The sequence below is a fragment of the Brevundimonas sp. UBA5936 genome (genome assembly GCA_002430835.1).
Lineage (GTDB): Bacteria > Pseudomonadota > Alphaproteobacteria > Caulobacterales > Caulobacteraceae > Brevundimonas.
In genome coordinates this window covers 36329-49647 of record DJDA01000145.1, presented here as the reverse complement: position 1 = coordinate 49647, position 13319 = coordinate 36329, and the positions used below count along the sequence as shown (strand labels likewise).

Here is a 13319-nt window from a genome sequence, read left to right as displayed (position 1 = left end):
ATAAAGCGTTTCGCGGCAGTACAGACCTGTCCGGCGTTGTTGAGTCGGGCCTGAACACCAATCTTCACCGCTTTCTCCAGACTTGCGTCGTCGAGCACCACAAACACATCGTTACCGCCCAGCTCAAGCGTCGCTTTCTTGATGTGTTTAGCCGCCTGCGCTGCTACCACGCTACCCGCTTTTTCCGAACCGGTCAGCGCCGCGCCCTGGTCACGACGGACAGCGGCGGCGTCGGCGCCTTGGCGGAAGGCGCCCGCTTCGGCGACGGCTGGCGCATCAAGGACATTACGGCTGAGGCCGTCACCCTGGCCAAGGGACGCGAAACGCGCGTCGTGCGGGTGTTCGGTTGAGTATCGAGGAGAACGGCATGTCGAACCTGACCGCGGATCGTCCCGCCCTTCGGCGTCCGGCCATGCACGGCCTGTCACGCCTGAGCCTGCGCGCCGCCGTCGCGGCCGCACCCCTGCTGCTGCTGGCCGGTTGCGCCGCCTTCCCCGACTTCGAGACCGTGGTGGATCGCCCGAAGGCGCCGATCGAATCTGACTCCGCCGACGGCCAGATCGGCGGCGTCGCCGGCAACGGCCGCGCTCGCGTCCAGACCAGCACCCTGGCCATTCCCGGCCCGCCGTCAGCCGCGGCCGCCGCGCGCCAGCCCGCCACGCCGGAGCAGATCGCCAATCTGCTGCCGGACGAACCCGTCGACGCCAATCTGTCGCCCCAGCCCATTCCTCAGTTCGCGGCGACCGTCTTCGGCGGCGTGCTGAAAGTGCCCTTCACCCTGTCGTCCGACGTCGCCTCGCGCACCGAGGTGGTGGCCGGGGGCAGCGGCGGCTCCATCAGCAAACGCGCCCTGTTCAGCCTGACCCAGCAGGCGCTGAAGCAGTATGGGATCGAGGTCTATATCGACGGCGGCTTCGTCACCATCGGCGCATCGCCTGAGACCTCGACCGGCGCAGACATCCAGCGCACTCGCGCCGTGCCGACGGCCGCCGGCCGCGTGGTTCAGTTCTTCAGCGTCCAGACCATCGAGGTCAATGCCCTGCAAAGCCTGCTGCAGGACGTCTATCCCAATCTGCGCGGTGCGCGGATCACGCCCGACCCCCTGACCAACAGCCTGATCATCTCCGGCTCGGGTCGCGAAGTGGCCCAGGTCGTGCGGGCCCTGCGCGAGCTGGATCAGCCGCGCTTCGCCGGGACGGAAGTGCTGCGGGTCGAACCCTCCTTCTGGGCCACGGACCAGTTGGCGACGTCGCTGGAACAGACGCTGACGACCGAGGGCTACGTCGTCTCCCGCCAGGCTCTGGCCGGACGCGCCATCGTCATCCTGTCCTTCCCTGCGGCGAACCAACTGCTGATCTTCGCTCGCGACCCCGAGGCCCTGGCCCGCGCCCGCTACTGGGTCGAGACCCTGGATCAGCCGGCCTCGCTCGGGGACAAGGCCTCGACCTTCGTCTACCAAGTCAAGAACACCGATGCTTCGTCCCTGGGCCAGTTGGCCATGGGTCAGAGCCCGACGATGGCCCAGGCCCAGGCGCCCGTCGGCGTGCCCGGCGCCCCGCCCGCGCAGGACGGCGGCCGTCCTCAGGGCAATACGATGAGCGGCGGCGGGGGAAGCGGCCAAGGGCCCGGCGCCCAGGGCCAGTTCATGAACGGCCGCGTCCTGACCGACCCGATCGGCAACCGCATCATCTTCACAGGCACGGCCAATGAGTTCGCCCAGTTGCGCAACCTGCTGAGCACGCTCGACACCCCGGCGCCCCAGGTGGTGATCGAGGTGATGATCGCCGAGGTGACGCTGACAGACGACACCGCGCTAGGCGTCAACCTGTTCGGGACCGATAGTCGTGGCGACGGCGTCCTGACAGGATCGACGGAGAGCCTTGAATTGGGCGGCGGCCTAGTCGTCTCCTTCAAGGGCCCGGATTTCCGCGCCAGCCTGGCCGCCCAAGCATCGAACAACCGCGTCAACATCCTGCAGCGACCGCAGTTGGTCGCTCGCAGCGGCGGCACGGCGCGCTTCCAAGTCGGCCAGGACGTGCCGATCATCACCTCGCAGCGCGCTACAAACACGCAGACGGGCAACGGCGACGGCACCGACGTCTTACAAAGCGTCCAGTATCGCCAGACCGGGGTGATCCTGGATCTTCAGCCCGTAGTCTATGGCGACCGGGTCGACATCACCATCAGCCAAGAGATATCAGAGGTCGGCAAGTCAGCAAGCACCGCCATAGCCAGCCCGCCAATCCTGAATCGTAGCCTGACGACCCAGATATCTCTTACGGACGGTTGGACCGGTGTCCTGGGGGGCCTCATCAGCAACAGCTATTCCAAGACCAACACCGGCGTGCCCTTCATCAAGGACATCCCTCTGATCGGTTCAGCCTTCCAGACCAACAGCGTCGGTGGCGTGCGCACTGAGCTGGTGATGCTGATCACCCCCCATGTAATCCGTGGCGACGAGGACATGGCGGACCTGGCCGACGCCTTCTCTAGCGATATCAACGCCGCCTTCCGGACGGGCCGCGGCTGGTCCTACACCTTGACGCCCTTCTCCATCGGCCACGGCGTGCGGGGCGTCGGTTTCGACCTGCCTGCGCCCAATCGCGCATCGGAGCGTCGCCGCGCGCCGGCCGTCGAGGCCCAGCCCGCAGCGGCGGGCGCCGCCAATGACGCCCCAGAGATCGCGAACACCCCCGTCGAGGACTGAGCCTTCAGTCCTCGACGGGGGTCAGGCGTCGCCACCCCACGCGGTCGAACACCAGGGGCGCGGGCGAGCGTCCCTGACGGCGCTCCACCCCGACGGTGACGCGATACAGCTGAACCTCATAGGCGCCGTCGCCCGCCGGGAAGCCGGCGTTGACGCGGCGTTCGCTCTTGGGCTCGGCCTCCCAGACGACGACATCGCCGCCGGGCAGTTCGATACGGCCCTGAGGCTGGGCCATCGGATTAAGATGACGCGTCAGGGCCAGGGCGTTTTCCTGCGAGGCGACCTGTTCGATCGCCTGAGCCGCCCGCTGCTGGCTGCGCGCCATCTGAATCTGCAGCTCGAAAATGGCCATCAGCGTCATGGAGGCGATGGCCAGCGCGACCAGGGCCTCGATCAGGCTGAAGCCCGCGCGCCTCGCCCTTGGCGGCCGCGGCATCAGACCACGCCTTCGTAAACGCTCGACAGGGCCAGAACCAGGGACAGGGCCACGAAGCCGACCACGATGGAGATGACGGCGATGGCCATCGGCTCCAGCAGGGAGGTCATCCGCTTCATCCGGTCGCGCAGTCGTGCTTCGTAGTTGTCGGCCATGAAGCCGAACATGGCGCCGATGGCCCCCGACTTCTGGCCCGCCCGCAACAGGCTGAGGTCCATCGCCTCCAGCCCCGTGTGCGCGCCCAGCGAGGCGTCGAGGGTCATGCCCGCGCGCAGATCGCTGTCCAACAGATCCAGCCCCTGGCGGAAGGGGCCGATCGGCACCGCCGCCCGCGCCAGCGCCGCCGCCGACAGCAGGGGCACGCCGTTGTTGAGCGCGAAGGCCGTCAGCCGCGCCCAGGAGGCGATCTCGCGCGATTGAATCACCGCCCCCACGACCGGCAGGCCGTGGGCGACCGTATAGGCCCGCTCGCGCACGGCCTTGTTGGAGACGATGACGACAATGGCCGCGATCAACAGCGCCGCGCCAATGCCCACCAGACCCAGGTTGGCGTTGGCGAACTCGCCGGTCTCCAGCACCCAGCGCGACATGGCGGGAATGTTCTCGCGGTCCTCGCCGATCATGGCGCCGAAGCGCGGCACGACCTGGGTGAAGATGAAGCCGATGGCCGCCACCCCGGCGAAGCAGAGGAAGGCCGGATAGGTCATGGCGTTGGCGAAATCGCGCTGCAGCCGGTCTTCATAGGCCATCTGCTCGGCGGCCTCCTTCAGCACCTCGGCGATGCGGCCCGACGCCTCGCCCACGCGGGCCATGGCGTAGACATAGTCAGGAAAGCCCGGCGCGTGCTCTTCCAGGGCGTCGCCAAGCGATTCGCCGCGTCGCAGGGCGGCGATGGCGGCCTGGAACTGGCGGCGGCCCTTGCGCGCCTGCATCCCCTGGGCGACCGTATCCAAGGCCTCCAGCAGGGAGACGCCGGCCTCGAGCATCAGGGCCATCTGGCGCAACACCAGCACCCGTTCGCCGGTCTTCAGGCCGCGCTCGCGGCCCTCGGCCTTGGGCGCGGCGGCGGGGCGGATGCGCACGACGGTCAGGCCGTCGGCGGCCAGACGACGCATGGCCAGCGCCTCGTCGGCGGCGCCGATCATCCCCTTGACCATCCGCCCGTCGCGACCGGCGGCCTCATACTGGAAGGTCAGTTGATCGGTCATGGGGCGCGCCTCACTGGCCCGCGCCCGCGATGCGATAGACCTCGGACAGGGCGGTCTGGCCGCGACGCGCCTTCAGGAAGGCGTCGTCGGCGAAGCTGAGGAAGCCCTCGGTGCGGGCGGCGGCGGTCAGTTGGTCCTCATCGGCCGAGGCCCGCATGCCTGCGATCAGCGCCGGCGACATGGGCGCCAGCTCATAGACGCCCAGACGGCCGCGGAACCCACTGTGGCCGCATTTGGCGCAGCCGACCGGCTCCATCCAGCGCGCCTGTTCACGGGCGACGACGCCGTGCAGGTGCGCGGGAATCGTCTGTTCATGAACTGAGGCTTCGACCGAAGTCGAGGGGCGGGCGCAGTCGTCGCACAGGCGGCGGATCAGACGCTGTCCGGCCACCCCGCGCATGACGTCGGCCAGCAGATAGTCTTCAATCCCCAGGTCCAGCAGGCGCGGGATGGCGGCCAGGGCGGTGTTGGTGTGCACGGTCGAGATGACCATGTGGCCGGTCAGGGCGGCCTGGACGGCGATGCGCGCGGTCTCCGGATCGCGGATTTCGCCGATCATGATGACGTCCGGATCCTGACGCAGGATGGAGCGCAGCCCCGCCGCGAAGGTCAGGCCGATCTCGGAACGGACCCGGACCTGGATCACGCCGGGCAGGTCCAGTTCGACCGGGTCTTCGACGGTGATGATCTTGCGCTCGCCGTCGTTCAGGTGGGTCAAAAGGCGGTAGATGGTGGTGGTCTTGCCCGAGCCGGTCGGGCCGGTGATCAGGAAGACGCCGTTGGGATGTTCGGCCAGACGCAGGAAGCCGGCTTCCTGTTCGGCGCTGACGCCCAGTTCGGACAGCTGCGGCAGGCGGCTGGTCTTGCCCAGCAGACGCAGGACGATGGATTCGCCCCAGGAACACGGCAAGGTCGAGACCCGCAGGTCGACCTCCTGGCCCGAGACGCGAATCGACTGGCGGCCGTCCTGCGGCAGGCGGCGCTCGCCGATGTCCATGCCGCTGAGCAGTTTGATACGGGAGCAGACGGCGTCGAAATTGGAGCGCGGCGCGCTGCGCGCCGTGGTCAGGACGCCGTCGATCCGCATGCGGACCAGAAAGCGGTCCTCATAGGGTTCGACGTGCACGTCGGAGGCGCGGCGGGTCAGGGCCTCGGCGAAGACGGCGTTGACGAAGTCGATGACCGGCGCTTCCTGCGCCAGTTCGCGCAGGCGGGCCGCGTCAGCGCCCGCGCCCCCAAGGGTCGGGTCCAGCGCCGGGGCGTGGTCGCGGGTCAGGTCTTCCGCCAGAGCCTCGATCAGGGAGCGCTGGGCCAGGAAGAAGGCGACGGGCTCCGCTGTCGCCTGGTTGATGCGTTCGGCCAGGGCCGGGTCCAGGGGTTGGACGGCGGCGCAGACGATGCGGGCCTGGCCCACGCCGTCCTGAGGCTCTTCGCGCCAGGCGACGGCTTCGCGATCGGCCCACCAGGCCAAGGGGGAGCCGATTTCGTCGAGGAAGGCCGAGATGCGCTCGGGCGCGGGGCCGTTCTCGGGGGCGAGAATCGGCAGGTTCAGTTGTTCGGACAGGACGTCCAGAAGCTGGGCTTCGGACAGGGCGCCCAGACGCACCAGATTCAGCCCGATCAGGCCGCCGTTCTGGGCCTGAAGCGACAGGGCGTTGGCGACATCGGCGGGGCGGATCAGGCCACGCTCGACCAGCAGCTCGCCCAGACGTGGTCGGCCCGCGCGCGGGGCTGAAGCGGCGGCGGGTCGATCAGGGTTCACGGAGGGAGCGCTCACAGTCACCTGTCCGCTGTAGCGAGAGAAGCGAACGCCGTCCACCGGACGAACCGCCTGAACGACAACCGCTTGGGAAAGGCGCGACCCGGACCGCCATCACGGCTTCACGCAAAAGAAAAGGGAGGGCGTAAAGCCCTCCCTTCCCCAGTTCAGGAATAAACCTGGACTTAGTTGCCGCTGACGGTGCCCAGCGAGTTTTCGTAGACTTGGCCGGTCGACTGGGTCGAACGAACCTTGGCCGACAGGCCGCTGTCTTGGCTCTGAACCGTGACCATCAGGTCGCCGTTGGCGGCCGTGGTGCCGAAGGCGGCCTTCAGCTGGTCGCCACGCACCGAGACGAAGGCGCCCGGAGCGATCGACGGGATGGTGTAGGTGCCGGTCGGGGCAGCCGCGCCGTTGTTGGCCTTCAGCGAGACGACGATCGGACCGATCGGAGCCGAGCCGTTGTTGGCCAGACGCAGCGTCGAGTTGGCGACGCCGTTGTCCAGGGCGAACCACGGAGCGTAGAGGTTGGTGCCGTCCAGGCCGACGGTCAGGACGTCGCGCTCGAGCGAAGCCGGGCCAGCCCAGTTGGTTTCATAGGTCGGCTTGATGATGACCTTGTAGGAACCAGCGTCGATGGCGGTATCAGCTTGAGCCGCCAGAACCAGGAAGGCGTCCAGATCAGCACCGTCCAGCTCATAGGTCGCGCTGGTTGCGGTGGCGTCGGCCGGCAGGGCTTCAGTGCCGATCTTGGCCTTCAGGGTCTTAACCTGCGGGCCCGTCAGGGTGACTTCAGCCGAGCGGATCACCGCATCGACGGCGACGCCAGCAGCAGCACCTTGCAGGTCGATATAACGCGAACCGCGCAGCGACGTTTCCCACGGAAGAGTCGTCACCGTAGCACCGCTGGCCGGAACATTAGCGTTGGTCAGACCCTTCGTGTCGTTAAAGATCTCGAAATCATCCAGCGCGGCCAAGACCGAAGCATCTTCAACGGCAAAGAAGCTATCGAAGATCGTCCCGAAAGTAACGATGTTCGTCGCGTTAGACGAGTCGAGATCAACGTTCTGCCCAGCAATGACTTGTTGCAGGGTGTAGTTGACCTTGACGGCTTCCTTACCGGTCACGGCGAGGTCGAAGTTGGCCAGACGAACGCTGTCAATCTTCACAGTGTTAGCGCCGTTACCCGAAACCGTCACAAAGGCCTTCAGGGTCTTGCCGCCGTTGCTCAGCACCGGGGTGACCGTGCCAACCAGAGTGCCCAGGTTCACAGCAGCGCCCGAAACGTTCTCGAACTTGGCCGGGCCCGTCAGGTCATAGGTGACAACGAAGGTCAGACCCGAAGCGTCCTTATCGACGTTGATTTCATTGGTCAGGCGATTGAACACGAAAGCGTTCGCACCAGCGTTGACGATGTCCGTCTTCAGGCCAGCGGCCGGGAAAGCGTATTCCGAAGCGACCGTGTAGGTCGCTGCCGTCACGGCAGGCGCGCCGCCCGGGATCGCCGGAGCTGCAGCGGTCACCGGCACGCCCGAAACAGTCGAGCCGGCCGACAGGACGCCAGCGCTCGCAGCGCCGGCGAAGGCCATCGCACCCAGGGCGGCGGCGGTGAGAAGAAGCTTCTTAGTCATTTTGGTTGGTTCCCCAAAGAAACTTGTCAGTGGACGGCGCCGTTTTGTGAACGCCTCTCGGCCACAGTTCACACCCCCCGAGAGGAATGGCTGCGTCCATGGCTTTGATCTTGTATCCCGGCATTCTTTGAGGGGTCAAGAGAGATATCGCGGCTCTTTTGTCGCTATTTTTCCAATTGCATTAAGCGCTTATTTGGAAATTCGAAATTGACTTTCGTTCAGCGAGTCTTTTTCGACGATTCTTCCGATTCGGTATCGTCGTTCGAAGATATCTGGTTTGTCAGCCGATTACTGTCAAGCTAAGACACAATTTTGTTGCATGAAAGCCTTCGCCGCCCGGACCGTCAGCGGTCGGGCCTTGCACGGCGTGGCGCGACAGGCCAAAGCCGTGGAGACAGAGCGCTCCCTACAGCGTTCGCCGCGCCTTTTGAACGAAGATGAACCCCGACAGCGTCCTGTTTCTTTCCCTGGACTCGTGCCGTCACGACGCCTTCACGGCCGCTGATGCGCCGGCGCTGAACGGCATTGCGCCGGTCCGTCGCGCCAAGGCGCCCTCGCACTTCACCTATGGCTCGCACGCCGCCATGTTCGTCGGCTTCACGCCCGGCGTGGCCGAGGAACAGACCCCCTTCTTCAACCCCAAGTTCGCGCGGCTGTTTCGGTTGAACTACGCCGGGCACCCAGGGGCGGCGCCGCCCGGCTTCCTGCTGGCGGGCGACAACATCGTGGACGGGTTCCGCAACGCCGGGCATCGCACCATCGGCACGGCCGCCATGGGCTGGTTCGATCCAGAGACGGCGGTGTCGGCGGCGCTGAGGCGCGGCTTCGACGCCTTTCAGTTCGTCGGCCATCAGGGGGTGAAGCCGCAGGTCCGCTGGATCGAGGAGCAGTTGGCCGAGGCCGGCGAGCAGCCGGTCTTCGTCTTCGCCAATATCGGCGAGACCCATGTGCCCTACCACTATGAAGGCGCGCCGTGGTCGCGGGACGACAACCCGTGCGTCCCCTTCCAGACCGAGGACCGGTCAGCCGAATGTCGGCGGCGCCAGATCGCCTGCGTCGAATATGTCGATCGCGAGATCGCCGCCCTGATCGAGCGTTTCCACGGGGCGACGATCCTGATGTGCGCCGACCACGGCGACTGTTGGGGCGAGGACGGACTGTGGGAGCACGGCGTCTCGCACGAGATGACGCTGACGGTGCCGCTGGCGATCCGCTATCGCGGGCAGCCGCTCTAACCCGCCGTCAGAAGCCCCCGCAGATAGGCGCCGTAGTCGGCGGCGCCGAAGCCCTCGGCCAGGCGCTGAAGCGCGGCGGCGTCGATCCAGCCCATGCGCCAGGCGACCTCTTCGGGGCAGGCGATCTTGAAGCCCTGGCGCTGTTCGAGGGTGCGGACGAAGGCGGCGGCGTCCAGCAGACTGTCGGGCGTGCCCGTGTCCAGCCAGGCGAAGCCGCGCCCCAGACGCTCGACCCCCAGGCGGCCCTGCTCCAGATAGGCGCGGTTCAGGTCGGTGATCTCCAGCTCGCCGCGCGCGGAGGGCTTGAGCCTGGCGGCGATCTCGGGCGCCTGGCCGTCGTAGAAGTAGAGGCCCGTCACCGCCCAGGGCGAGCGGGGGGTTCGGGGCTTTTCCTCGATGGAGACAGGGCGCCCCTCGCCGTCCAGTTCGACCACGCCGTAGCGGGCGGGATCGGCCACGCGATAGGCGAAGACCCTGGCGCCGCAGGCCTTGTCCAGGGCGGCGGCCGCGTCGCCGAACGCCCGGCCTGCGCCGTGGCCGTAGAAGATGTTGTCGCCGAGGATCAGGGCCGAGGGACGGCCGTCCACGAAATCCGCCCCCAGGCGATAGGCGTCGGCCAGGCCGCGCGGCTGGTCCTGAACCGCGAAGGTCAGGCTGATCCCCCACTGGCCGCCGTCGCCCAGCAGGGCCTGGAAGGCCGCCTGATCGCGCGGGGTGGTGATGACCAGGATCTCGCGGATGCCCGCCAGCATCAGGGTGGTCAGCGGATAGTAGATCAGCGGCTTGTCGTAGACCGGCATCAACTGCTTCGACACGGCCGTGGTCATGGGATGCAGGCGCGAGCCGGCGCCTCCGGCCAGAATGATGCCCTTCATCGGCTTTGATCCTTCTTCAACCAAGCCTCGACCAGTCCCGGCGCGGCGTCTCGCCAGTCACGGCTCCGCACGCCGAAATCAGCCGCGATCCGACGGCTGTCGAGCCGGGCGTCCGGGGGGCGGGGCGCCGGCGCCTTCCAGGCCGCCGTGGCGATGCCGGTCGTGGCGGGGCGCGCGGCGCCGGTGCGGGCGCTCAAGGCGTCCAGCAGGACGTCGGCCCCCTCGAACCAGGTCGCGTCGGCCGCCCCCGCATAGTGATAGATTCGGGCGGGCTCGGGCAGGTGTTCCGCCTGGGCCAGGACGGCGAGCGCCTCGGCCAGGTCGTCGACCAGGGTGGGGCGGCCCGTCTGATCCTGGACGACCTGCAAGGCCTCCCCGGCCTGGGCGCGCGACAGGATGGCGTCGACGAAACCGTCCGTCGACAGCAGCCAGGAGGTCCGCACGACCAGACCCCGCACGCCCGACCGCAGGACCGCCTCCTCCCCCGCTCGCTTGCCTTGGCCATAGGCGGACAGGGGCGCGGTCGGGTCGGCCTCGTCATAGGGCGCGCCCTTGCGGCCGTCGAAGACATAGTCCGTCGACAGATGGATCAGGGCGGCGTCATGGCGGCGGGCGGCGGCGGCGATGAGACCCGGAGCGCGGGCGTTGGCGGCCTCGGCCGCCTCGGGCTCGGCTTCGGCCCGATCCACCGCCGTATAGGCCGCCGCATTGATCGCCGCGGCGGGGCGGATGCGCGCGAAGGCCGCCTCAACGGCGGCCGGGTCGGTGATGTCCAGTTCGCTTCGGTTCAGGCCCACGACAGACCGCCCCGCGCGCGCCAGGGCGGCGAGGGTCGCGCGGCCGACCTGGCCGCCGGCGCCGAGGATCAGGACCGGCCCCGTCATCAGCCCGCGTAGGACGGCGGCGGCCGCAGCCGCGAGAAGGGCCGCGACAGCCGGTCGAAATGCGGATTGAAGCCGGGGTCGCGGCTGAACCGCTGGCCCCAGCGATTCCACAGCAGACGCGACGCCGCCTCGGCGCGGGCCTGGCGCACGGGATCGGTGTTGAAGCCGCGCGACTTGGACTCCAGATGGTAGAGCGTCGCATAGGGGTCGTAGAGGACTTTCAGCCCCTCGGCCTGGGCGCGCAGGCACAGGTCCACGTCATTGCCCTCGACCGGGAAGCTGGCGGAATCGAACCCGCCCAGGGCGCGGAACGCCTCGGCGCGAACCGCGATGCAGGCCCCCGTCACCGCGACGCAAGCGTGCAACAGGGCATGGCGGCCCAGGTAGCCGCCGTCGTCGCCGCTGTCGCCCACGCCCTCGTGGATCAGGAAGGAGTAGACCTCATCGCGCGCCACAAAGCCTGCGTGCTGGATGGTGCCGTCTTCATAGAGCAGGCGACAGCCGACGACGCCGACCTCGGGACGCTGGGCCTGGCTGACCAGCTCATCCAGCCAGTCGCGGGTGCGGACCACGGTGTCGTTGTTGAGGAAGACCAGCACCTCGGCGTCGGTCTGGGCCGCGGCGAGGTTGTTCATCAGCGCCCAGTTGAACTCCCCTTCGTACGGCATGACGCGCGCCTCTCCGGCCGCCTCAAGGTCCGCCAGATAGGCCTGGGTCTGCGGGTCCTGGCTCTGATGGTCGATGATCAGCAATTCATGGGGCGTGGCGTTGGCCGCGCGGTTCGCCTGAATGCTCTCGACGCAGGGCCGCAGCAGATCGAGGGCGTCCTTGGTGGCGATGATGATGCAGGCCTTGGCCGCATCGGCGCGGCGACGCAGGCGGACAGCCCCTGGAACCTGAGCGCCCAGTTCGTCTTCGTGATCCAGAACCGCCGCGCCCTCGGCGCGCGCATGCGCCTCGACCGCCGACCGCCACGACGCAGCCGACGGCGTCGAGCTCCAGCGGGTCAGCAGCACCCGGCCGACATGGTCGATCGCGCCGCCGCCGGCGTCGATGCGAAGCATGAGCTCGGCCGCGAAATCATCGCCCGCGGCTTCATCAAGGCCGTGACGGCGCAGGGCGTCGGTGCGGAAGGCCGCGCACCGGCCGACATAGGGCGTCTGAAGCAGCAGATCGCGATCAAAACCCGGCTTGAGCAGCGGATCGGCGCGGCGGCGCAGGGCCGGATCCTTTTCCTGCTCGCCGTCCAGGAAACGGTCCTCGTCGAAATAGACCGCCTGCACCCTGGCGTTGCGATCCATGCGAGCGTTGATCCGGCGCAGGGCGCCCGGTGCCAGCTCGTCGCCCGCACGGATCAGCAGGCAGTCCTCGCCGCGCGCTCCGACCTGCTCCACCGCCGCCATGATGCGCCTGGCCGCAGACGTCGCCTCGACGGCATGGACCGACACCCCTCCCAGCCCCTGCCAGGCGCAGCGGTTACGCAGATCCTCTGCGAAGGCGGCCTGACCGCTGTCGACGACCAGGGCGATCGACAATGCGTCCGGCGGCACGGTTTGCGCCATCAGGCTGCGGACCGTGTCGTCAAGTTCGCGCGGCGAAGCGCCGACGGCGTCGACCACCGCGAGACTGCGACGCGATGACGCGGCGGCGTCCAGACCGGTATCGCGCCAGCTCGCCGCATAGGCCTCATAGTTGGACAGGGGCTGAGCCAGGCTGGCCTCGACCCAGGGCATCCGCGCCTCGAGCCGCTCGAGCAGGGCGCGGACCTCCGCCAGTTCCCGCGCGGCGGCCGCCATGTCGTCCAACGCCAGTTCATCACGGTGCAGCTGAACGCGCCCGATGACGACGCCCTGAACCTGAATCTCGATCCCGCCGCCGTGGCCGCGGCTTACGCCCGCAGGCAGATTAAGCTGGAAGCCGGCCCGTCCATCGCCGCCGAGCCGATCCTGAATGTCGCGCCGAAACAGGTCGGCCGTCACCGCGCTGTAGAAGGCGCCGTCCGACCAGACCTCCACGACCGCCGGTTCTTCGAGATGATCCAGGCGAACCGCCCAGCCCCGGACCATATGTCCGTCCACCTGTTCGACGCGACCGTCCACCGCAGCGGCGGCCTCCAGCCGCGCCACCCCTTGAGGGCCGCCGATCAGGTCTGCGCTGACGACCTGGCCGAACTCCAGATCGCTGAACAGGAGCCAATAGACACGCGCCCATGACGCCGGCGCCCGGCGTAGCGCCGCCTGCCCCTCATCCGACAAAGGCAGTCGCGCCGCCGCCCAGGCCCGGATGGCCTGGTCAGGCACGCCGCCCTCCTCGCCCCAGGGACGATCGCCCCTTTGGAAGGCGGCTTCCAGGGGCCCCAGAAATTCCGGCGAGGTGAAGAAGGTGCGCACCAGCCTGTCCGGCGACCAGGCCCGCATGTCACGGACGGTCTCTTCCGACTCGGCCTCGCGTCGCAGGGCGAACCGGTACAGGCTGCGGACATCCTCTTCGCCCCAAGCGTGCACGTCCGCCTCTTTCCCTGCCGTCATAAAACCATCACCCCCGTAAGACTGCCCGTCTCTAGACCGCTCCTGTCGCTTCGTCG

At 68.1% G+C, this 13319-nt stretch carries 11 protein-coding genes; 3 read left to right on the top strand and 8 right to left on the bottom strand.

What is annotated here, in order from left to right; genetic code table 11:
• A partial coding sequence (locus tag B2Y21_RS15050) for an aldehyde dehydrogenase family protein (protein ID WP_292060642.1) occupies positions 1-170 on the bottom strand: 170 nt, incomplete at its 3' end.
• A gap of 69 nt (positions 171-239) precedes the next feature.
• On the opposite strand from B2Y21_RS15050, the gene B2Y21_RS15970 reads away from it, so the two are divergent.
• Together B2Y21_RS15970 and B2Y21_RS15045 are read left to right on the top strand one after the other, a co-directional pair.
• Positions 240-350 (top strand): SctD/MshK family protein, encoded by a 111-nt coding sequence (locus B2Y21_RS15970; RefSeq protein WP_422653070.1) that lies wholly within the window; start codon positions 240-242, stop codon positions 348-350.
• 17 nt (positions 351-367) lie between these two features.
• The gene (locus B2Y21_RS15045; protein WP_292060635.1) at positions 368-2707 is read left to right on the top strand and encodes a secretin N-terminal domain-containing protein; all 2340 of its coding nucleotides are present in this window, start codon (positions 368-370) and stop codon (positions 2705-2707) included.
• A gap of 4 nt (positions 2708-2711) precedes the next feature.
• Here B2Y21_RS15045 and B2Y21_RS15040 read toward each other — a convergent pair whose 3' ends face one another.
• The 4 genes from B2Y21_RS15040 to B2Y21_RS15025 form a co-directional block, all read right to left on the bottom strand.
• Positions 2712-3143 (bottom strand): type IV pilus modification PilV family protein, encoded by a 432-nt coding sequence (locus B2Y21_RS15040; RefSeq protein WP_292060634.1) that lies wholly within the window; start codon positions 3141-3143, stop codon positions 2712-2714.
• Positions 3143-4351 carry a type II secretion system F family protein gene (locus B2Y21_RS15035; protein ID WP_292060633.1) on the bottom strand — a complete coding sequence of 403 codons (1209 nt, stop codon included), beginning with the start codon at positions 4349-4351 and terminating at the stop codon, positions 3143-3145. Before B2Y21_RS15035 ends, B2Y21_RS15040 begins: the two co-directional genes overlap by 1 nt.
• Positions 4352-4361: 10 nt before the next feature.
• Positions 4362-6128 carry a GspE/PulE family protein gene (locus tag B2Y21_RS15030; protein ID WP_292060632.1) on the bottom strand — a complete coding sequence of 589 codons (1767 nt, stop codon included), beginning with the start codon at positions 6126-6128 and terminating at the stop codon, positions 4362-4364.
• Positions 6129-6295: 167 nt separating this feature from the next.
• A complete protein-coding gene (locus tag B2Y21_RS15025) occupies positions 6296-7813 on the bottom strand; it encodes a hypothetical protein (RefSeq protein ID WP_292060631.1) in 1518 nt (505 codons plus the stop codon).
• A gap of 365 nt (positions 7814-8178) precedes the next feature.
• On the opposite strand from B2Y21_RS15025, the gene B2Y21_RS15020 reads away from it, so the two are divergent.
• Positions 8179-8976, top strand: coding sequence for a hypothetical protein (locus B2Y21_RS15020; RefSeq protein WP_292060630.1), 798 nt, complete (start codon positions 8179-8181; stop codon positions 8974-8976).
• Here B2Y21_RS15020 and rfbA read toward each other — a convergent pair.
• The 3 genes from rfbA to B2Y21_RS15005 are packed head-to-tail and all read right to left on the bottom strand — an operon-like array spanning position 8973 to position 13239.
• Positions 8973-9851: a glucose-1-phosphate thymidylyltransferase RfbA gene (gene rfbA / locus B2Y21_RS15015; protein ID WP_292060629.1), complete on the bottom strand. Its 879-nt coding sequence runs from the start codon at positions 9849-9851 to the stop codon at positions 8973-8975. The two genes, B2Y21_RS15020 and rfbA, sit on opposite strands and share 4 nt — an antisense overlap.
• A complete protein-coding gene (gene rfbD, locus B2Y21_RS15010) occupies positions 9848-10735 on the bottom strand; it encodes a dTDP-4-dehydrorhamnose reductase (RefSeq protein WP_292060628.1) in 888 nt (295 codons plus the stop codon). Before rfbD ends, rfbA begins: the two co-directional genes overlap by 4 nt.
• Positions 10735-13239, bottom strand: a complete 2505-nt coding sequence (locus tag B2Y21_RS15005) for a glycosyltransferase family 2 protein (RefSeq protein ID WP_292060627.1) — start codon at positions 13237-13239, stop codon at positions 10735-10737. The genes rfbD and B2Y21_RS15005 overlap by 1 nt, the downstream gene beginning before the upstream one ends.
• Between the last annotated feature and the right edge of the window lie 80 nt (positions 13240-13319).

Bases quoted from the DNA above. Each gene is read 5' to 3' on its own strand.
- B2Y21_RS15035 (WP_292060633.1), bottom strand. From the start codon at position 4,351: ATGACCGATCAACTGACCTTCCAGTATGAGGCCGCCGGTCGCGACGGG.
- rfbA (WP_292060629.1), bottom strand. From the start codon at position 9,851: ATGAAGGGCATCATTCTGGCCGGAGGCGCCGGCTCGCGCCTGCATCCC.
- B2Y21_RS15040 (WP_292060634.1), bottom strand. From the start codon at position 3,143: ATGCCGCGGCCGCCAAGGGCGAGGCGCGCGGGCTTCAGCCTGATCGAG.
- B2Y21_RS15020 (WP_292060630.1), top strand. From the start codon at position 8,179: ATGAACCCCGACAGCGTCCTGTTTCTTTCCCTGGACTCGTGCCGTCAC.
- B2Y21_RS15045 (WP_292060635.1), top strand. From the start codon at position 368: ATGTCGAACCTGACCGCGGATCGTCCCGCCCTTCGGCGTCCGGCCATG.
- rfbD (WP_292060628.1), bottom strand. From the start codon at position 10,735: ATGACGGGGCCGGTCCTGATCCTCGGCGCCGGCGGCCAGGTCGGCCGC.